Annotated in this window: 1 protein-coding gene; it reads left to right on the forward strand. The window is 46.5% G+C overall.

Features of this window, described 5'->3' with window-relative positions:
- The first annotated feature begins 44 nt into the window (after window positions 1-44).
- A complete protein-coding gene (locus F7734_RS04840) occupies window positions 45-24,080 on the forward strand; it encodes an SDR family NAD(P)-dependent oxidoreductase (protein WP_155743632.1) in 24,036 nt (8,011 codons plus the stop codon).
- Window positions 24,081-24,109 lie beyond the last annotated feature (29 nt).

Here is a 24,109-nt window from a genome sequence, read left to right on the forward strand (position 1 = left end):
CAAACAATCATCTTCTTTTATAAACACGAAACGGGACAAAGAAAGTGAAAAAAGAATTTACTATAAGTGCAAACCATCCCATTGTTAAAAACCATCAAGCCTATGGTCAGGCGTTATTGCCCGGTTTGGCTTATGTTGATTTACTGTACCAGTTCTTTCGCGGGCAGGGGCATGATTTTGCGACATTGGAGCTTCGCAACCTGTCGATTTATCGTCCCTTAGTCGTTGGCAAAGATAGCAGTCTTAAGCTTGTGCTGCAAGCAGATGAAGTATCCGAGGGGCTGTGGTCGATCCAATTGCAAGACCGGGAGCAACGCGATGGTCAGGTAGCCAAAGCTCCCCTACTTTATATTAAGGCGGAAATGCACCATCGCAGTGAAGCTATGGTGTTTGAAGACTTTCTGGATTTTCCCTCTCTCCTAGCCAACAGCAACAACCGCATTAGCTTGCGTGATATTTATGCTCAGTGTAGTTCTCAGGGGTTGGTTCACTCGGGAATGATGAAGGCAGAAGGCACGGTTTACACCCTGGATGACGCACAAATTGTAGAGGTTTCTCTGCCAGCCGAAGCCGCTTCTGCTACTGTTGCTGCTGATTTTATGTTTCACCCCACCCTTTTGGATGGGAGCGCCGTAGGCTCATCAAATTTGTTTGCTCAGGTGGTTGAAGGCGAAGAGCGTTTATTTTTACCCTTATTCTATGAAAACTTCCGCGCCTGTGAGTTGTTCCGGCAAAAGTGCATTGTCAGGGTTAAGACAGCATCGGTACGACGAAAAAAAGACACGATCTATATGGACATGGAGTTTTTTAACGAGTCTGGGAAAAAAATTGCCCAATTAAAAGACTTTGTTAATAAACTGGTACGAGAAACCGCTTCTATTAATCCAAATCTTAAAAAATCAGACACGGTTCCACCGGCTAAGCCGAAGCAGAATGAGGAAGAATCTGGCAAATCACCAGCAAGCAAGCCCGATATTGACAAGTCTGAGGCTTTTGAAAGGATGGAAAACCTGCTCAAAGAGATTGTTGCCTCATGTTTGGAATGTCCACCAGAGAGCATAGATACTGATGCTGGGTATTATGAACTCGGTATGGATTCGGCAATGCTGTTGCAAGTTGTCACAGCCTTGGAAAAAAAATTTGCCGTTAAACTTATTCCCACTCTGTTATTTGAATACACCAGCATCGCAGAGTTGGCTGGTTACCTTATAAATGAGAATTTTACAGAGAATCTTACAGAGAATCTTACAAATAAAAACTTTACTGACGAACAGGACGTTTATCCAGTACCCGCAAATATTATTAAAACACAGGCTAAAAACGAGGGTGATATTGCCATTATTGGCATAGCAGGGCGCTATCCCGGTGCAAACAATATTAATGAATTTTGGCAAAATTTAATTACAGGCAAAGACTGTATTACTGAAATCCCTGAGGGGCGATGGGACTGGCGCAGCTTAATCGACCTCAAATCACCGTCAGGGAAAAGCATATCAAAATGGGGGGGATTCATACAAGACCCCGATTGCTTCGACCATCAGTTTTTCCGGATTTCTCCACGGGAAGCCGAAGTGCTAGACCCCCAGGAACGCCTATTTTTGCAAATCTGCTGGGAAGCTATTGAAGATGCTGGCTATACTCCCGAAACGTTAGTCACCAGACAGCAAGACAAACATCGCAGGCAAAGTGTTGGTGTGTTTGTCGGTGTGATGCATAAAGATTATGTTTTTCTTGGTGCAGAAGCCATTGAGCGCGGAGAACAGTTTCATTTGTCCTTAAACTATGCGCCGATCGCCAACCGGGTTTCCTATTTTTGTAATTTTCACGGTCCCTCGATGGTCATCGACACGGTGTGTTCGTCCTCACTCACCGCTTTACACTTGGCTCTGGAAAGTATCAAAAATGGGGAAAGCGATATTGCGTTAGCCGGAGGGGTCAACCTGTCTTTGCATCCATATAAGTATATCACCTATGGTTTGCTCGATATGTATTCCAGTGACGGGCGTTGTCGGACTTTTGGCAGCGGCGGTGATGGTTATGTTTCGGGTGAAGGGGTGGGTGCTGTTGTTTTAAAACCTTTGGCACTGGCTGTTCGAGATCGCGATCGCATTTATGCGGTCATCAAAGGCAGTGCAATCAATCATGTGGGCAAAGTGTCCGGTATCAGCGTGCCAAATCCAGTGGCCCAGAGTGATATGATTTTGCATTGTCTGGAGAAAACTGGCATTAACCCACGAACGATTAGCTATGTCGAAGCTCATGGCACGGGGACTTCCCTTGGCGATCCTATCGAGATACAGGGCTTGACCAAGGCATTTACAACCTACACCAACGATACACAATTTTGTGCGATCGGCTCCGTCAAATCCAACATTGGTCATACCGAGTCGGCTGCTGGAATCAGTGGTTTGACAAAAATAGCTTTACAATTATACTATAAAACCCTCGTTCCGTCACTACACTCCCAAGAAATTAATCCTCACCTCGATTTGCAGGCATCGCCCTTTTATCTCCAGCATCAAACCCAACACTGGGAGCGGTCCTCAAACTATCCACGGCGGGCAAGTTTAAGCTCCTTTGGGGCAACGGGGTCAAATGCCCATGTGATTCTGGAAGAATATATTCCCGAAGCAAGGGAAACCGTTTCGGTGCAGACTGTAGAGGCTGTAGAGAAAAGTATGCCCGTGCTTGTTCCTCTGTCCGCTAAAAGCGAGGAGCGTCTTAAAGAAGCGGCACAAAACCTCTATCATTATCTCGTCTCTAAGCCTGAAGGTTTCGCAGAGCAGAAAATAGCGCAGCTCCGTGACATAGCCTACACCTTGCAGGTGGGGCGAAAAGCAATGGATTCCCGGCTGATTTTTCTCGTTCATCACAAGCAGCAGTTAATTGAAAACCTAAAAGCTTTTTTGGATGGTCATGGGACAAAGGAAAATAGTTGGTACAACAACCAGGTTAAACAGCAAAAACATTCCCGTGGCGACAATAGCTCGGCAATGTTACAGCAGTGGATGGTTGAGGGCAGACTCGATCAAATTGCAGAGGCATGGATTCAAGGTGCTCCCTTAAATTGGGAAGATTTATATGCGTTGGATAGCACTTCAGCAAAACCATCCCGCGTCAGTTTGCCAACTTACCCGTTTGCCAAAGTGCGTCATTGGGTGCCGAGGAAAGTTAAAACTGCGACGCTGTTTGCTGCTCTTCACCCCTTGTTGCACCGCAATACCTCTACACTCAGCGAACAGCGTTTCAGTTCTACTTTGAATGGTGAAGAATTTTTCCTCGCCGATCATCAAGTGCAGGGCAAAAAAGTTCTCCCCGGTGTTGCTTATCTTGAAATGGCGCGAGCTGCTGTTGCACTGGCTACCTCAGTCAATGATTTCAACGCCATAGGATTCAAGAACATTATTTGGGAACAACCGCTGGTTGTTGATGAGGCAGAAAAAACGGTTCATATTAGCTTGTCTGCAAAACAAAATTCACAAGTCGGTTTTGAAATTTACACAGGAGACGAGCAAAGCCGCACCATTCACTGCTGGGGGACTGCTATTTTAAAGGCACCGGATAGTGAAGCTTATCTGGATCTTGATGATTTGCAAGAAAAAACAAATCAAAACCATTTCACTCCGGAACAGTGTTACCAAGCCTTTATGGCTATGGGTATTGATTATCGCTCTGGGCATCAAGGGATCGCAGCTGTTCATGTCGGCAGCAATCAAATATTAGCAGAACTCAGCTTACCTTCTTCTGTGTTGGACGATCGCGAACAATTTGTGCTCCATCCCAGTATGCTGGATTCAGCGTTGCAAGCGGCGATTGGTTTTGGTCTTACCACGCAGACATCCGATGCAGAACGACAAACATCTTTACCTTATGCTTTGGAAACGCTGGAAATCAAAGCGAAATGCACCACTGACCTTTGGGTTTGGATACGGTATGCTGACAACAATAAAGCAGGCAGCCCGATTCAAAAATTTGATTTGGATCTGTGCGATGACACCGGCAAAATTTGCGTGGTGATGAGAGGTTTTTCTTCTCGTGTTTTCCGTTCTCAGGAACAGCTGTCCTCTGTGGAAGCAACATCCCATCCTCGGTTGCACCCCTTATTGCACAGACAAATACCCACAGATGACTCAGGGGGCGATCGATTTACCAGCCGATTCACTGGAGTTGAATTTTTTCTGCGAGATCACCAGCAAGTGATGCTGGGGGCGGCTTACCTCGAAATGGCTCGCTGTGCCGGTCAGTTGAGTACTGGGCAGGCAATTCTGGGACTGAAAAATATTGTCTGGAGCCAGCTTCTTTTCATTGCCGGACAAGCACGGGATGTCTTTGTTCAGTTGTATCGCCATCGCTTCAGTATAACAACACAGGAGCGGACTTCCGCCCAGAACGTACATTTTCAGGGTCAACTTGTTGTTGACCAAACTTCGCACCCAGGGACACCCCCCAGACTCAACATTCAGGATATTCTATCCCGGTGTCCGGCAAGCGTAGAAACCGCCGATTGCGATCGCCTGCTGCAATCCACCCACGGCCCCAGCCTGCTAGCGATCGCACAATTGTGGTACAACCAGAATGAGGCATTAGCTTTACTCCAGTTACCCGATTTTATGCTCTCGGGCCGTGAAGATTACGTTCTTCACCCGAGTATGGTGAATGGCGCAATCCTCAGCAGCGTTGTCTTTTCTTTGCTGCATGGGCAACAAGAAAATCTGCCCGTGCCTTTTGCCTTAGACAAGCTTTGGATATATAGAGAAATACCCGCACGGGCATACGCCTATGTGAGCTTGAGTTCTGCCAACAAGCACGATATCGAGGTGGTGGACGAAAAGGGCAACATCCTTGTTTCATTTAAAGGCTTTACCACTTCGGTTAAAGGTGCATTGCAAGGTCGTGCAAACAGCAACACAGAGAAAAGTGTTGCACAAAGCAATACGATTTATGCCAGAACTCAATGGGAGGAAAGCGCCTTATCTGATGACCAGCCCTTGCAACAAACAGCATCTTCACAGGCGGCTGCACCCATTTTTATTCTGGCGCAAGAAAATCCAGATTTGAAAAACATATTATACCAGAGATGGCCGACAGCAAACATTGAAACTCTAGCACCAGTGGAAGGAGATATCGCCGAAACCGTTCAGGCAAACTTCCTGCGGGTTTTTCAGCTCGTCAAAACTTGCATTGCAGGAAGACCTAAACTCATCCAGCCAATTGTCATCCTTGTCCCTGAAAACGAAAACGCTTATCTTTATGCTGGTTTTGCCGCTTTGCTTAAAACAGCGAGATTTGAAAATGCAAAAATAGCAGGCAAATTGATTCGTTACGCCGTTGACGATAAAACAGCAGATTTTGCCGAACTTGTGGCAGCGGAAGTGGATGGGGCGACACAGGATGTAGAAGTCTGCTATACCCAAACGGGAACCAGAAAGACTAAGAAATTATACGAAATAAACGACTTTGGTCAAAGCAAGGAACAGTCTCTTCTGGAAGCAGGTTTGTTACATGAAGGAGATGTGATTTGGATTACTGGGGGACTGGGCGGTTTAGGGCAAATTTTTGTCAGACACCTCAGTCACATCAAAGGCTTAAAGCTTATCTTGAGCGGGCGTTCGACCTTAGATGCAGCAAAAGAAAAAGTGTTGCACTCACTTCAGCAGGGGGATGCCGAGATTAGCTACCTCTGTTGCGATATCAGCGATAAAAAAGCAGTGGCTGCCCTTGTCCAAAGTATTCTGAAAAAATATGGCAAATTAAATGGCGTTATTCACAGTGCTGGTGTGAACCAGGATGCCTATATCCTTAATAAAGCGAGGGAAGAATTTACCACCGTATTGCGCCCCAAAGTAGCGGGAATTTTGGAGATAGAGGAGGCGTGTCAAAATATACCATTGAAGTTTATGGTGTTGTTTTCTTCCATTGCAGGGGTTTTTGGCAGTATTGGTCAAGTTGATTATGCGACGGCGAATGCTTTTCTTGACAGTTTTGCCGAGGCGCGAAATCTCCGCGTCCAGCAAGGGAAGTGCTTTGGTAAAACAATTTCCATAAATTGGCCTCTGTGGAAAGAGGGTGGTATGGGGGTGGATACACAGAATGAAACTCTCATGCAGCAAAATACCGGCATGATTGCGCTGGAAACCAACGCAGGGTTAAATGCATTTGAATTGGTCTTGGCTTCTGAATTTAACCAGATTCTGGTGGCTCAGGGGGAAACGGAAAAAATCCGCTCCCGTTTGTTGTCGTCCCAACCTACGGCGGAAAATGAGCACCAGGTTCAAGCAGATGCATCCAATCCCGTGGAGCAGCAAAATAAGGATGAGCAAAGCAAAGAGGAGCAAAGTCAACGGACATGGCTGATGCGATCGCTGCATAAGGATCTTGCTGCATTTATCTGTCGCCTGCAGAAGGTTAAACCCGAAGAAATCGACATTGATGCCGAGTTTTCAAACTATGGTTTTGATTCCATTAGCTTTACCAGTTTTACCAATTATTTGAACGAAATGTACGGCTTGGAATTAATGCCTACGCTTTTCTTCGAGTATTCCAGTTTGCGATCGCTTGCCAACTCGCTGCTAGAGAATCATCAAGAAGCATTGCTGAAAAAATACAAGCTCCCAAAAAAAGCTGTACTAACCCAAACCCAAACCCAAACCCAAACCCAATCTCAAACCCAATCCCAATCTCAAACAGACCAGATTGACAAAAGCCAGCGCTTTGTGCATTCACCTACCGCACCCCTGCGAGCGGGCTCTACTCAAGAGAATAGAATCCCAGAGAATAAGGCTAAAGCTGAGCCCATCGCCATTATTGGTATGAGCGGCAAATTTCCGGGAGCGGAAAATTTGACAGAATTTTGGAATCATCTACAGGCCAACCGCGATCTCATCAGCGAAATACCCGAAGAGCGTTGGAATTGGCGGGATTACTACGGGGAGAGCCAAAACGAAAACGGCAAGACTAGGATTAAATGGGGTGGTTTTATCACTGACATCGATCGCTTCGACCCTTTATTTTTTGGTATTTCCCCGGTAGAAGCCGAGTTAATGGACCCCCAATTTCGCCTCTTTCTAGAAACGGTTTGGGCGACGATTGAAAATGCAGGTTATCGGGCGAGCGATTTGTCTGGTAGTAAAACCGGCGTTTACGTAGGGGTAACCACCACAGATTATAAAGATTTAATGCAGCAGGCACGGGTGAAGGAAAATTCTCAGGAATACCATGCAATGTTTCCCTTCATGCTGGCCAATCGCGTTTCTTATTTACTAAATTTTCGCGGACCGAGTGAGGCGATAGATACCGCTTGTTCCAGTTCCTTAGTAGCTATTCATCGTGCCATAGAAAGCATACGCCAGGGAAGTTGTGACATGGCTGTGGCTGGAGGGGTGAATATTATCGCTAACCCGCAATTGGTGATTGCAGCAGCTCAAGGCGGTATGTTGAGTGAAGACGGACGCTGCAAGACTTTTGATAAAAGCGCCAATGGCTATGTCCGAGGTGAAGGCGTCGGCGCTATTTTGTTAAAACCCCTGGCAAAAGCCATAGCAGACAACGATTCTATCTACGGAGTGATTCGCGGTTCGGCAGAAAATCATGGTGGCAAAGCGACTTCCCCCACAGCACCCAATCCGGTGGCGCAGCAAGAATTACTGGTTTGGGCCTACACCCAAGCAGGGATCGCTCCTGAAACCGTGGGTTATATTGAAGCCCACGGAACGGGAACCCCGCTTGGCGATCCGATTGAAATTAATGGGCTTAAAAACGCGTTTGCCCAGCTTTACAAACAAAACGGAAGCTCCCCTGCTAGCGAGCCTCATTGTGCGTTGGGCTCCGTGAAAACCAATATCGGACATTTGGAAGCTGCTGCGGGAATTTCAGGCGTTCTGAAAGTCCTATTGATGATAAAGCATCGAGTCATTCCCGGTAACAGTCATCTTAAGGAGCCAAACCCTTATTTACAATTGAGCGGCAGCCCCTTTTATCTAGCCAAGGACACTCAAACTTGGGCAGCCTTACACGATGAAGCTCAAAACCCAATACCCCGGCGTGCAGGGGTGAGTAGTTTTGGCATTGGCGGTACGAATGTACATCTAGTTTTGGAAGAATATGTTGCCGAGCCAGTCGCTGAAGGAGTAGACAGTGGCGAAGCCTCGTTAATTATTTTTTCAGCAAAAAATAAACAGCGTCTTGTTGAGATTGCCAGGAATTTGCATGACTTTCTCATTGCCAACCGCCAATCTTCTCCAGGAAATCCCTTACGTCTTTGTGATATCGCTTACACGCTTCAGATAGGACGGGAGGAGATGGAACATCGTTTGGGCTTTGTTGCTTCCTCCATTGCCGAACTCGAAGAAAAGCTTGCCGTTTTTATTAGCACCCAGGGAGAAAGTCAAGACTTATACGAGGGCAGCACTAAAGGAAATAAGGATACCTTAGAGGCTTTTGAGTCTGATGATGATTTACAGGAGATGCTGGCAAAGTGGATTGAGGATAAGAAATTTGAAAAAATTCTCAAGCTTTGGGTCAAAGGGCTTTCTGTGAACTGGCATCGCTTCTATCGCCCAAACTTACCCCGGCGTATCAGTTTGCCAACCTATCCCTTTGCACGCGAACGGTACTGGATTCCTGCATCTGCTCAGCCTTCACCTGCACCCAATACATCCTCGGCATCTCCCGCCCAAGCCGATGAAGCTACCGGAGTTTTAATATGTCACCCGGTGTGGAAAGAAAAACCAGCCCCTGTCAAGCCCGATTCCGTCGATCTTGCTTCGCTGAATTACAGCCAACACCTGATTCTGTTTTGTGACATGGACGCCCCTGCGGGTTTACAGAACCGTTTGTGTAAAGGCGGCGTTTGTCGTGCGCTTCAGCCTCAGAGTAAAGATTTGGCGCTGGGCTATCAGTCCCTTTGCGAGCAGGTTTTTACCCATTTCAAAGAGATTCTTGAGAACAAACCGACGGGCAAGGTATTTGTACAGATTGTTATTCCCAGCGCAGAGACGGAGGATGCTGAAGGTACAGGGCGGCTGTTTCAAGGTCTTTCTGCGTTGCTGAAAACCGCCCATTTGGAAAACCCAAGAATCATCGGGCAACTTATTGAAATCGATCCGCACGATACGAATGACGAGCCGATTAAACGAGTACGGGAAAACAGTCAGTCGCCAGAAGATGTTTGGGTAAGATACCGCAACGGGCGACGTGAGGTGGTGTCCTGGGAAGAGCTTCCTTTTTCAGAACAGACAGTCGCTCACATCCCCTGGAAAGAAGGGGGAGTGTATTTAATTACTGGTGGCGCTGGTGGCTTGGGTTTGATTTTTGCGAGGGAAATTGCCCGTCGTGTCAAAGCCCCAACCCTCATTTTGGCAGGTCGCTCCCCCTTGAGCCAGAAAAAACAGGAGCAATTGCAACAAGAAGCGAAACTACTGGGTGCGCGGATCGAATATCGACAAACCGATGTCAGCCAACAGAAAGAAGTGGATGACCTCATCCAGAGTATTTTACGCGACTTCACCAAACTCGATGGTATTTTGCACGCCGCCGGTCTGATTCGCGACAGCTTTATCATTAAAAAAACGGCTGCACAGTTTCAAGAGGTGCTTGCCCCCAAAGTGCGCGGTACAGTGTATTTGGATCGGGCAAGCAAGGAAATAAACCTGGATTTCTTTATCTTGTTTTCCTCGGGTGCCGCAGTGTTGGGTAATGCCGGTCAGGCAGATTACGCTGCTGCCAATGCCTTTATGGATGCCTATGCCGATTATCGTCATACCCTGTGTGCGTCAAATAAACGCTTTGGTCGAAGCCTTTCTATTAATTGGCCGCTTTGGCAAGAGGGCGGTATGCATATGGATGAGCAGACGCTGAAGGCGTTGGAGCAAAATTCAGGCATAAGAGCGCTGCAAACCGACAGTGGGGTAAATGCTCTGTTTCGTGCCCTTAGCTTACAACCGAACCAGGTTATGGTGCTGTTCGGCAATCTTACCAAAATCCGACAAGGGCTGTTTGCTGCATCAACAGAGCCCAGTCGCAAGGAATCTTCATCTTCAAGTTTTGCGATCGATGAGCAACGCTTGTTGGCTAAGACATTGCACCAGTGTAAAACTCTTTTTGGCAGCATTATCAAATTATCCCCAGATCGCATTGAGGCAGAAGAACCACTGGAACGCTATGGCATTGACTCGGTGATTATTGCTCAAATGAATCTCCGTTTGGAGGAGATTTTTGGTGAAATCTCAAAAACTTTGCTCTATGAATACCAAACACTGGGGGAACTGGCGAGTTATTTAACGACAGAGTATAGAAAAGAATGCATGGCTTGGACAGGCTTGGCTGTTGACTCCACAACTGCCATCCCAAGTGCTTCAGAGGTCAAAACCGCTTCAGAAGCCAAGCCATCATTAGAATCACAAACTGCTCCAGAAGTCAAGCCATTATCAGGTTGGTCTGTAAATGTACTAACACCGTCGCAATACGAACCCATTGCGATTATCGGTTTGGCTGGTCGATATGCTCAAGCCAATACGCTGCAAGCTTACTGGGAAAATTTGCAGTCGGGCAAGGATTGTGTGACAGAAATTCCTCCAGAACGCTGGTCTTTGGAAGGCTTTTATCATGAGAATCTTGAAGAGGCAATTATTCAGGGTAAGAGTTACTGCAAATGGGGAAGTTTTATTGACGGTTTTGCCAACTTCGATCCGCTGTTCTTCTCAATTTCTCCTCGCGAAGCCATTGGTATCGATCCGCAGGAACGCCTGTTTCTGCAAAGCGCTTGGGAGGCGATGGAAGATGCAGGCTACACCAGAGAAACACTGCGAGATAAGTTTCGCCAGCGAATCGGGGTATTTGTCGGTATTACCAAAACAGGTTTTAGTTTATACGGTCCAGAGTTATGGCAGCGTGGTGAAACTGTTTACCCGCATACATCTTTTAGCTCGGTAGCCAATCGCATTTCTTATATTTTAAACCTGCGCGGTCCGAGTTTACCGATAGATACCATGTGCTCCTCTTCCTTAACGGCTATTCACGAAGCCTGCGAACACATACGTCGTCGGGAGTGTGACTTGGCTATTGCAGGTGGTGTGAATTTATACCTCCATCCGGCTTCCTACGTGCAAATGTGTGCAGCCCAGATGCTGTCGCGGGATGGGAAATGTAAAAGCTTTGGTGAAGGTGGCAACGGTTTTGTGCCAGGTGAAGGGGTGGGCGCGGTACTGCTTAAGCCGCTTGCCCAGGCAATTGACGATCGCGATAATATCTATGCAGTCATTCGTGCGTCGAGTGTGAACCACGGCGGAAAAACCAATGGCTATACCGTACCCAATCCAAATGCACAGGCAGAACTGATTGAAGAAACGTTAAACAAAGCTGGGCTGGATGCACGCACGCTCAGTTACATTGAGGCGCATGGGACGGGGACTGAATTGGGCGATCCTATCGAAATCAGCGGCTTGACCAAAGCGTTTGAGAAACATACCACCGCTACCAATTTCTGTGCCTTGGGTTCGGTGAAATCCAATCTGGGACATTTGGAAGCAGCAGCAGGAATTGCAGGGCTGACTAAAATTATCCTGCAACTGAAACACGAGCAACTTGTTCCAACCCTGCATGCCACGGAATTAAACCCCAATATCAATTTTGCCAAAACCCCCTTTGTGTTGCAGCAAACACTGTCGCCGTGGAAAAGACCGGTGATTGACATCGATGGTGAAACTAAAGAATACCCCAGAAAAGCGGGAATTTCCTCCTTTGGTGCCGGTGGGTCTAACGCTCACCTGGTTGTTGAAGAGTACGTGAGGGAAACGAGAGAAGGCGATCGCAACGATGGGCTTGGCGACGAACCCCAAATCGTTGTATTATCAGCGAAAAATGAAGCCCGCCTCTACTGTGTTGCACAAAATTTACACGATTACCTGAGTTCAAAGCAAGGAGCAAACTTAAAGCTGCGCGACATCGCCTATACCCTCCAGTTAGGGCGTGAGGCAATGGAAGAACGTTTAGGTCTAATTGTCCGTTCCCTGGACGAGTTGAAACAAAAGCTGAAGGGCTTTGTTGCACGAGAAAGCGGCATTGAAGATTTGTATCGCGGGCAAGTGAAAGGGGGTCAAAAATCACTGGCTTTATTTGCTGACGACGATGAACTTCAGGAGGCGGTAGAAAAATGGATTCAACGCAAAAAACTCGCCAAGTTAGTCGAACTTTGGACACAGGGGCTGGCGGTTAATTGGAGCAAACTTCATGGCGAATCAAAACCCCATCGTATAAGCTTGCCGACGTATCCTTTTGAACAAACAAAATACTGGTTCGAACAGGCGCTTAATGCGAAACCTAAAACTTCAGCTTTGTCAGAGGAGCAAAGTGCTGTAAAATTACATCCCCTGATCCACGAAAATACCTCAAACTTTCTCAAGCAACGCTTCAGTTCCAGCTTTAGCGGTCAAGAATTTTTCCTAGCCGATCATCTGGTGCAAGGCAACCGCGTTCTGCCCGGTGTTGCTTATCTTGAAATGGTTCGCATGGCAGTCACCTTGGCGGTAGGTACCCAAATGGAGGGGTGCGATCTGCGTTTTTCTGATGTGGTTTGGGCAAGAGCAATTGTTGTCGGCGATCGACCCCTAAGAGTGCATACTGCATTGCAGATGGAGGATAGCGCAACGATTAGCTTTGAAATTTATACCAACGCAGATATGGAGGAAAAGGACGGCGAGGAAAATGCTGTCATACATTGCCAAGGTTCTGTAGAGCTTTGCTTTTTAGACAAAGGGCAAGAGTTGGATTTGGCGAATTTACAAAGCCAGTGCCAGCACAAAACTCTTTCTGCCGCCCAATGCTATCAAGTCTTTGAATCTGTCGGCATTCACTACGGTGCGGGGCATCGGGGCATTGATACCGTCTATGCGGGCAATGGGCAGGTACTGGCAAAACTGATTCTGCCTCCCTCTGTTGCCAACACGGCGGATTGCTTTGTTTTGCATCCGAGTTTGATGGATTCTGCTTTGCAAGCTTCCCTTGGCTTAGCCATAGGCAGCAATCTTTCATCCGAGCCCAAACCCTCCTTGCCCTATGCGCTGGAAACCCTTGAAATATACGATGCGGGAATGCCGAGTTGGGCTTGGATTCGCGAATCTTACCACAGCAGCCCAGAGATTCAAAAACTTGATATCGATTTGTGCGACGAGCAGGGGCAGATTTGTGTTAGTATGCGAGGATTCTCGTCACGGGTCCTGGATCGACCATTAGTCTCCCAAGATGCCAGTTTAACCCTGCTGAGCCCGGTATGGAATGCTATCTCAGTCGAGCAAACAGAAGACCAGCAAGACGCTTTTGCCAGCGATCGCGTGCTTATTATCGGTGGCAGCAAACAGCAAAAAGCTGCTATCGGGCAGGTTTATCCCGATGCTGTATGTTTGTCGGAAAACGAATTCGAGGAGATAAGCCGCCAAGTTCAGGCACTATCGTCTCAAATGAATGTAGTGCATATTATTTGGATAGCGCCAACTCGACCCATAACGTCTGTAAGACAACAGTCACTGATTAACGAACAAGACCAAGGGGTGCTTTATCTGTTCCGTCTGCTGAAAGTGCTGCTGGCATTCGGTTACGGTGATAAGGTGCTGCATTGGACGGTTATTACCACGCAAACCCAAGTGGTACGCAAACAGGATGTTATCAACCCCACCCATGCCAGTGTACACGGCTTGATCGGTTCGCTTGCTAAGGAATATCCCCATTGGAAAATCCGCCTGTTGGATATGGATGCATCTCGGGATTGGCCCGTTCGCGATATGCTGGCATTACCTGCGGATAAAAATGGCGATGCAGTTGCCTATCGGGCAAAGGAGTGGTTTAAACAAGCGTTGGTGCCTGTTTTTGAAAGCGATCGCGGAGCGCAACCCTGCTATCGTTCCCAGGGGGTCTATGTAGTGATTGGCGGCGCAGGTGGTATTGGCGAAGCCTGGAGCCAGTGGGCGATCGAGCACTATCAAGCGCGGATTATCTGGCTGGGCAGAAGAAAAAAAGATTCTTCGATTCAGGAAAAACTGGACGCTTTATCAAAACTCGGCACCCCACCAATCTACATTGAAGCTGATGCTAGCGACCTAGCGGCTTTACAAAAAGCGTATCAGGAAATGAAACGCAACTACGGTCATATTCACGGTGTCATTCATTCGGCAATTGTCCTGGCAGACAAAAGCTTAGCCAACATGGATGAACAGCAATTCCAAGCTGGGCTGAGGGCAAAAGTTGATGTGAGCGTGCGTCTGGCGCAAGTGTTCGCGGAGGAAGCGCTGGATTTTGTCCTGTTTTTCTCTTCCATTCAGTCTGTTGCCAAAATGCCTGGGCAAAGTAATTATGCTGCTGGATGCACCTTTAAAGATGCGTTTGCCAGTCAACTGGCACAGGAGTGGTCCTGCCCGGTTAAAGTGATAAACTGGGGCTATTGGGGTAGTGTCGGTGTTGTGGCGACAAGCGCATATCGCGATCGCATGGCGCGAGCGGGAGTGGGGTCAATCGAGCCGCAAGAGGGTATGATGGCCATACAAACCCTGCTGCGATCGCCACTCAATCAGTTAGCCTTGTTCAAACAATTACCCCCTGCGAGCAACACTCAACCCTCAGAGAATCAAAGCTTAGAGGAGTGGATAACAAGTTATCAAGACGAGATCCCTTGCTGCATTGACAGTTTGCAACAATATCTTCCGAAACAGACCCTTCCTGTTATCAATATAGAAGCTTCGGCTGCAGAACAAGCCACGGCAATAGAAGAAATGTCGGCCCAATTACTTTTGGCTACTTTGCAATCCTTAGGCGTATTTGAAGGGAGTTCCGAACAACGTGCATCCGTTTTACCAATTGTTGAACGCTACGGGCGATGGCTGGAAGAAAGCTTGAGCGTCTTGCTGACAAAAGGATATCTTGAATATGATGGGCAGTGTTATACAAATAAGCTGTCCTCTGTTGACCTAGCACGCTTATGGCAGGAGTGGGATCGGGCAAAAGTTCTCTGGCTGCAAGATAGCAATTACAAGGCACTGGCAACTCTGGTGGAAACGTGTTTGCGTGCTTTGCCTGAAATACTGACAGGAAAACAACAGGCAACCGATGTTATTTTCCCCGACTCCTCCCTCGCACTGGTGGAGAATGTTTACAAAGGTAACGCGATCGCGGATTTTTACAATCAAACTCTTCAAAGGAGCGTAGTCGCTTATATTCAAGCACGATTGGCGCAAAACCCCACGGCACAAATCCGGATACTGGAAATCGGTGCCGGAACAGGTGGAACAAGCGCTGGTTTGCTAGCCCAACTCCGCCCATTCCGGAATAATATCGCAGAGTACTGTTACACCGATCTTTCAAAAGCGTTTTTACAGCACGCCGAGCGAGAGTATGCCCCCGAACACCCGTATATTGTGACGCAGATTTTTGATGTGGAAAAACCACTTGCCGAACAGGGTATACAAGCTAATCGCTACGATTTAGCGATCGCGGCAAATGTACTCCATGCTACAAAGAATATTCGCAATACTCTGCGTAATGCAAAAGCCAGCTTACGCAAACATGGTTTAATCTTCTTAAACGAAATGAGTGCTAAGTCCCTGTTTACCCACTTAACCTTTGGTTTGTTAGAAGGCTGGTGGCTGTATGAGGATGCGGCTTTGCGAATAACTGGCAGCCCAGCATTAAGTTCGGAAAGTTGGGCAGATGTTTTGACAGAAGAGGGCTTTAGTTCCGTTACTTTTCCTGCGTTGTTTTCAGCGCAATCTGCACATGATTTTGGTCAACAGATTATCATAGCACAAAGCGATGGTATTGTTCGGCAAAAGTCTCGTCGCCAGACCTCACTATTGACGCCGTCTGCACCCGCAAGGCAAAGCTTAGAGGTGAAAGAGAAAGAAATCCGGCAGGCGCAACCTCTATCTAAACTGAATCTGACAGCTAAACCGACAGCAAACGCTGAAACCCTACGCGAGAAAGCTAAGGTTTACATCAAAAAACTGGTTGCCTCGACGCTGCAACTTTCAAGTGACCAGATTGACTCTGCCCAACCCTTGGAAACCTATGGTCTGGATTCAATTTTGGTGATCCAATTGACCAGTACTTTACGTAAAGCATTTAAAAATATCAGCAACACATTATTTTTTGAAGTACAAACGATTGATGGTGTTGTCGATTATTTACTTGAAAGTCAGTCGGAGGAATTTATTGCCTTGCTTGGGCTTGAAAAGCATCCTATTGCTGAAACAGCGATCGTAAAAAGTACGGCAATTGAAGTACCCAAAACTGAAAGACAAACTATTGGGAAAAATCGACCCTTACTAAAACCGGATTTTAGAACTGCCCGACGATTTAATGCTTTGGCTGAATCACAAGAAAATGGATCGACCGACCATCGGGATATCGCCATTATCGGACTGAGCGGACGTTACCCGCAGGCTAAGAATATCAATGATTTTTGGCAGAATTTAAAAGCTGGGAAAAACTGCATCAGCGAAATTCCGCAAGAGCGTTGGGACTGGAAGCGCTATTTTGATGCGGAAAAAGGTAAAGAAGGAAAACTTTACACCAAATGGGGAGGCTTTATTGACGATGTAGACAAATTTGACCCTCTATTTTTCCAATTATCGGCGAGAGAAGCCGAGCGCATGGACCCTCAGGAAAGATTATTTTTGGAGTGTGCCTACAGCTGTATTGAAGACGCGGGCTACACACCTGCAAACCTCTGTGACAGCCGCAAAGTAGGGGTTTTCGTTGGGGTGATGAACAGCACTTACCCCCTGCAGCCAAGTGACTGGTCGATGGCCAATCGGGTTTCCTACCTGTTTAACTTTCAAGGTCCCAGCCTGTCGGTGGATACGGCTTGCTCGTCTTCGCTAACCGCACTGCATTTGGCGGTAGAGAGTTTGCACAGTGGCACCAGCGAATGTGCGATCGTCGGTGGTGTAAACTTGATTCTCGACCCGATTCAATATTTAAGTCTCAGCGCAATGATGATGCTTTCTGCAACCAATGAGTGTAAACCTTTTGGCGATAATGCCGATGGTTTTATCGATGGAGAAGGCGTAGGGGCAGTGATTTTAAAACCCTTGGCGAAAGCAGAGCAAGACGGAGACGCGATCTACGGCATCATCAAAGGCAGTACAATCAATGCAGGCGGAAAAACCAATGGTTATACCGTGCCCAATCCCATAGCACAATCGCAGTTAATCCAGGAAGCCCTAGCGCGAGCTGGGGTGAACCCGAGAACAATCAGTTATCTGGAAGCTCATGGCACGGGCACAGCATTAGGCGATCCCATTGAAATTAACGGTTTGAGTAGAGCCTTTGGCCGCAGTGAAGACAAGCAATTCTGTGCCATAGGTTCGGTTAAATCAAATATCGGCCACACCGAAAGCGCAGCAGGTATTGCTGCTATAACCAAAGTCTTACTGCAATTGAAGCACCGCCAATTAGTACCTTCGTTACATTCACAGCAGTTAAACCCCAGTATTCATTTTGCTGACACCCCCTTTGTTGTGCAGCAGACACTCGAGCCTTGGCAAAGACCAGTACTGACGATTGATGGGGAAACCAAAGTGTACCCGCGAATTGCCGGAATATCATCCTTTGGTGCTGGTGGTGCTAACGCCCATGTTATTATCCAAGAATATATCAATGAAGAAGCAAGTTTGGGGGCTTATGCCGACGCAGGGGAACTAGATCGACCCAGCTTGATTGTAATTTCTGCCAAAGACGAAAATCGGCTCGGGGAAGTTGCGAGAAATCTGTGCCATTACGCAAGAGAGTGCAGCCTAGCAGATAAGAGCGAAACACAAACAGCCCAGCTTCAAGCTATGGCTTATACCCTCCAGGTGGGACGCGAAGCGATGGAAGAGCGCCTGGGACTGGTAGTCTCTTCTTTTACCGAACTAAGTGAAAAACTCCAAGAATTTTTGGATGGTCGAAGCGATGTAGAAAACCTCTATCGGGGACAAGTCAAACGCAATAAAGAAGCCATGTCGGTACTTGCCAGTGATGAAGACTTCGGAGAAACCATACAAACTTGGATTCACAAAGGGAAGTACGCCAAAATCTTGGAGCTTTGGGTCAAAGGCTTTGTTTTCGACTGGAGCAAGCTGTATGGCGAAAAGAAACCACCTCGTCTTCACTTACCAACCTATCCTTTTGCGCGGGAACGCTATTGGGCAAAAGCAATCGACCTTTCAGTTGCCTGTACTTCATCAGTCGCCCACCATCAAAGCGCAGATCTCATCCATCCTCTGGTGCATAAAAATACTTCCAATCTTGCCGAACAACGTTTTAGCTCGACATTTAGCGGACAGGAGTTTTTCCTGACAGATCATCGCATAAACGGAGAGAAGACGTTACCTGGTGTTGCCTATCTTGAAATGGCACGGGTAGCAGTAGAGCAAGCGCTGCCAAATCCCCCAGCAAGCTTGGAAAAAACCTTCCAACTTAAAAACATTGTCTGGGCGAACCCCTTTATCTTCAACAGTCAAGGGCAAACCGTTCATGTCAGAATTTTTCCAAGCACTTTTGAAGACAGTAAGGAAAACAATACCAGCGCAAACAATAACGGTAACGTTAGTTTTGAAGAGATTGGTTACGAAATCTATTCAAACACAGTCGCAGAAAATGAGGTTATTGTACACAGCCAGGGTGTGGCAACTTTCAGTAAGATTCGTGAAGTCGCTGCTTTAGATTTGTCAGCTTTGCAGGCGAGGATCGATCGGAAATGCCTCAGCACGCAGGAATGTTATGACGCATTTAAAGCAATGGGGATTGAGTATGGCAAAGGGCAACAAGGTATAGAAGATGTCTATGTGAGTCACAGCCAAGCCAGTCGCTGTGAAGTTTTAGCAAAACTCCGGTTACCTTATGTTGTTGCCGATACTGCAAGTGAATTTGTTCTTCACCCCAGCGTTATGGATTCAGCTTTACAAGCTTGTATTGGACTGTCGGTTGGACAATCCGCGTCTGAGTCTGGGCAGGTTTCAGTTCCCTTTGCGTTAGACAAGCTGGAAATCATTAAAAAATGTAAAGCGACGATGTGGGCTTGGATACGCTATTCCGATAACAGTTCTGCCAGCAGACAAACCTCAAGTCATCGCGTGACCAAGATTGATATCGATTTGTGTGATGAAAGCGGTGATATTTGCGTTCGGATAAAGGGATTTTCCACTCGCACTCTTGCCATACAGGAGAGCAAATCCATTGCCACTTGGATGGGCTTCCCAGTTTGGACAGAAAAAGCATTGTCTGAAAATGAACGTTCTGAATATGCAAGTACTGCATATGCTCGACGCATTATTATGTTATGTGATATGGAATGGTTTTGCGATCGCGCAATTGAATCTCAAATCGAAGGCGCGATGTGTATTCATTTGACGACTCAAGCAAAAACACTGGCAAAACGTTTTCAAGAAATTGCGGTTCAGGTCTTTGAGCGAATAAAAGCGGTACTCGAAGAAAAAAACAAAGGGACAACGTTTATCCAGATTCTGATACCTTCTTCTGGAGAAACGCAGCTTTTTAGTGCGCTCACTGGTTTGCTTAAAACGGCTCACTTGGAAAACCCAGCGATTCTGGGGCAACTTATCACACTAGAGTCGAGTGAAACTCAGGAGGGTTTAATCGATAAAATTCAGCGAAACAGTCATTGCCCTGAAGACACTTTTATCCGCTATCAGCAAGAAAGACGCCAGACGATTTCGTGGCAAGAACTGCCGGTTTCAGCGCAAACCATGCAAATTCCCTGGCAAGAAGGCGGTGTTTATCTGATTACGGGCGGACTGGGCGGACTTGGATTCATTTTTGCCAAACACATTGCACAGCAAACAAGAAAAGTTTCTCTTATTCTAACCGGACGCGCTGCGTTAGATGAGCGACGGCGCAAGCAAATCGAAGAACTCGAATCTTTGGGGGCAAGGGTAGAGTACCAGCAGGTTGATGTCAGCCAGCAGCAGGAAACAGAGCGCTTAATTGCAAACATTGAAAACGATATCGGATCGCTCAAGGGGATTTTGCATAGTGCCGGTCTTATTCGGGATAATTTTATTATCAAGAAAACAGCGAGTGAGTTTCAATCGGTGCTTGCGCCTAAAGTCGATGGCGCGATCCATTTGGATCGGGCGACTAAAGATTTGAATCTCGATTTCTTTATTTTATTTTCTTCTCTGGCGGGCAATAACGGCAACGTGGGACAGGTAGATTATGCCTGCGCCAACGCGTTTATGGATGCTTATGCCCATTACCGTAATAACTTGGTTGCTGCCAAAGAACGTGTCGGACAAACCCTTTCTATTAATTGGCCGCTGTGGAAAGAGGGGGGTATGCAAATTGATGCCTGGAGTAAAAAGACGATTCTGCAAAACCTGGGGCTGGTGCCGATGGAGACAAACCTTGGAATTCAAGCCCTGATTCAAGGTCTTTCTTCAGGACAGAGCCAACTGATGGTTTTGACAGGAGATCTGGAACGCTTGCAAATTTCGCAACAGGCACGTCCATCATCGCTGCCATCTACCGATATTGAACGCGATATTGAACGCGAAGGCATTCATGAAAATGAATTTGAGGAAAATAAATTTGATGAAAATGAACTTGAGGCAAGGTCAGTTCATTATTTCAAAAACCTCATTTCATCTATCTTAAAAATCCCTGCTCATCGAATTCAAAATGACGAATTGCTAGAGACATATGGCATTGATTCTGTTGTGATTATGCAGTTAACCAATCAGTTGGAAAAGGTTTTTGGTTCTCTGTCAAAAACTCTCTTTTTTGAGTATCCAACCATTGATGAAATCAACAGGTATTTTGTCACATCTCATAAAGAACAATTAAAAGTTGCCCTCGGTTTAGGTAAGGCAAAGACACCTGAAAATCATCGCTCGGCTTTTGTCGATAAAGCCAGTCCAACGATAAATCGAGGAGCGCGCTTTTTGACTCATGCCCCACGCTTATCGCCATCACCCGTTCCACAAACCCAGGACATCGCCATTATTAGTGTTTCCGGTCGTTATCCCCTGTCTCCAGATTTAGAAACATTCTGGGAAAATTTATCTCAGGGTAAAAACTGTATTACTGAAGTTCCCGAAAGTCGCTGGGACTGCAATTTGTATTTCGATTCAAAGTCTTCCAACCCTGGTAAGACACATAGCAAGTGGGGCGGTTTCTTGACCGACGTGGATAAATTTGACCCCCTGTTTTTCAATATTTCCCCTCGTGAAGCTGAGTTGATGAACCCCAATGAGCGTCTTTTCCTGGAAACAGTCTGGGATTTGATTGAACGTTCGGGGTATACGCCGGAAAGAATACAGGAGCAACACGAGAATAAAGTGGGGGTTTATGTCGGAGCTATGTATCAGCAGTATCAAGCTTTAGCTTCTGACCCCGTAAAAGAGTCAATCCTTTCCTTATCTTCCTATAGTGCGATCGCCAATCGCGTGTCTTACTTTTTTGATTTTCATGGTCCGAGTATGGCGATTGACACGATGTGTTCTTCTTCATTAATCGCGATACAGTTGGCTTGTGAAAGTCTGCTGAAAGGTGAATGTCAGTTGGCGATTGCTGGGGGCGTGAACCTTTCGATTCATGCGAACAAATACATTGGCTTAAGCCTTAGCAAAATGATTAGCGGGCAAAACACCAGCAAAAGCTTTGGCGAGGGTGATGGATATGTTCCTGCAGAAGGTGTTGGTGCGGTGTTGTTAAAACCCATGACCAATGCAATAGAAGATGGGGATTCCATTTTAGCCGTCATTAAATCTATTAGTTCAAATCATGGCGGGCATACTCACGGATTTCATGTACCAAACCCGAATGCACAAGCCCAATTAATTGAAGATAACTTCCGTAAATCTGGCATCGATCCGCGCACGATTACTTATGTTGAATCGGCGGCAAATGGTTCTCCCCTGGGAGATCCGATTGAGGTTAGTGCGCTTAATAAAGCTTTTCAAAAATTCACTCAGGATAAAGGTTTTTGTGCGATTGGTTCGGTAAAATCAAACATAGGTCATGCCGAGGCGGCCTCTGGAATATCCCAACTGACAAAAGTGATTTTACAGCTTCAGCACCAACAGCTTGTACCGTCGATTCATGCAGAATCGCTTAATCCGAATTTAAGCTTCGATGGCTCGCCTTTTTATCTGCAACAAAAACTTCAACCTTGGCGGCGATCGGTATTAAATATTAATGGTCAGGAGCGGGAGTTTCCCCGACGCGCAACGGTTAGCTCCTTTGGTGCTGGGGGTTCCAATGCACATTTGATTATCGAAGAATATATTCCTTCTCTCAGTAAAAGTATAGTATTGAATGATACTAAAGTCTCGAGCGATCGCGAGGTGATAGTTTTCTCTGCGAAAAGTCGCGATCGTCTTCAGGCAGTGCTGCAACAGATGGGGGATTTTGTTCGCTCCAATGAACAACTATCCCTGAAGAATATGGCTTATACCCTCCAAGTGGGACGTATGGCGATGACGCATCGAATCGCGATTCTGGTGAATAATCGAGAAGAATTGATTCAGGGAATTCAGGAAGCTTTGAATTGTCTGGAGGAAAATACCATAATGGATACTTCCATTCCGGTGTTTATGGGCGATCTGGAGGCAGAACGCTCAGAAATCAAATATCTGCTTTCTGGTAAATCCGGAGAGGCGATGATAAAAGTGCTGTTGAGCGAAAATAATTTGGAAAAAATTGCACTTTACTGGGTTAAAGGAGGTAAGATTGACTGGGAATTACTGCATAAACAAGGTCAGGGTTCTATAATTTCTCTGCCAACGTATCCCTTTGCCAAACGGCGCTGCTGGGTTGAGGCTAAAGTTGAGGTTAAAGTTCCATCCCAAGTTCCGTCCGAGGTTCAGACAGAACCGCTTTCTCAAAGCGTTGGCGATCGCAACCCCTCTGACAAAAACATAGAGGCAGCGCTTAAGGATATTATGCTTCTAACCTTAGGGCTGAGGGCAGAAGAAATCAATCTCAATACCCCACTGGTTCAATATGGGGTTGATTCCATCATGTTTCTGCAAATTTTCCAGCAAATAAAAACCAATATTAGCGATCGCGTTAACTTGGGGCAACTGCTGGAATGCCAAACAATGCAGGATATGGTTCTCTATTTGAAATCGCAAAGAGATACACCGCAAATCGAACCAGAGCAAGCGGGAAGTTTCTCTTCGTCAAAAGACACTCTTTTCCCAGAGCTCATCCAGCTGAATTCGAGTACCAAGGGAAGACCCGTTTTCTGGTTTCACGGTATGGCTGGCGTTAAGGTTTACGAGCCCGTTGCTGAAAAAAGCCAGCGCCCCTTCTATGGCATCCAGCCTTGGAGTTGGATTGACAAAACTCAGATGACTTCTCACATACAACCTATGGTGAAGCGTTATCTTGAGGCCATACGCTCCGTACAGCCGGAGGGTCCCTACGATTTTGGCGGATATTCCTTGGGTGGGATGTTTGCTTATGAAGCAACCCGTCAATTACAGGAACTGGGAGAAAGAGTTGAGAGCATTGTGATGGTAGATACATTACAATACAAACCCGGAGAAATGGAGCAATACTCGCGCAAAACAAACTATCTGATTGCCTTGAACCGCGCCTTGACCTTATCTGCATGGCAAGCATCAGAAAAAACCGTGCAGGAGATGCTGATTAATTCCGATGAACTTGATGCTAACCTCAGTGACGAAGAGTATTTAACTCAACTGATTGCCTTGGCGAAACAGCGAGGGTTGGTGAAAACCGAGACGGAAATACGTACCAGTCTCGAACAAGCAACAAGCTTGGATGAATTTTACCAAACCGATCCCTTTGCTTTTATGTTGCTACCCGATCCCAATGCGGTCAATTGTTATTATTTCCGAAATAAGAATGGATCGATGTTGGGCGATCGCACTTCCTATTATTTTGCGACACCAGAGGATAGAGAAAAATTTGCCACAACCGATTGGTCAGCCGCTTCCCGACAGTGGAAAACGAACTTGCCAAATATGCAAATTATTGATGTTGATTCCTCCAGTCACATGACCATGTTCTCGGAAGAGAAGTCACGCCAAACAATTGTTGAATTTTGTGAAATTCTGTATTCAGAGTAACAATTCACACTTGTCTCACCTAACAAATA

It is taken from the genome of Scytonema sp. UIC 10036 (assembly GCF_009725235.1).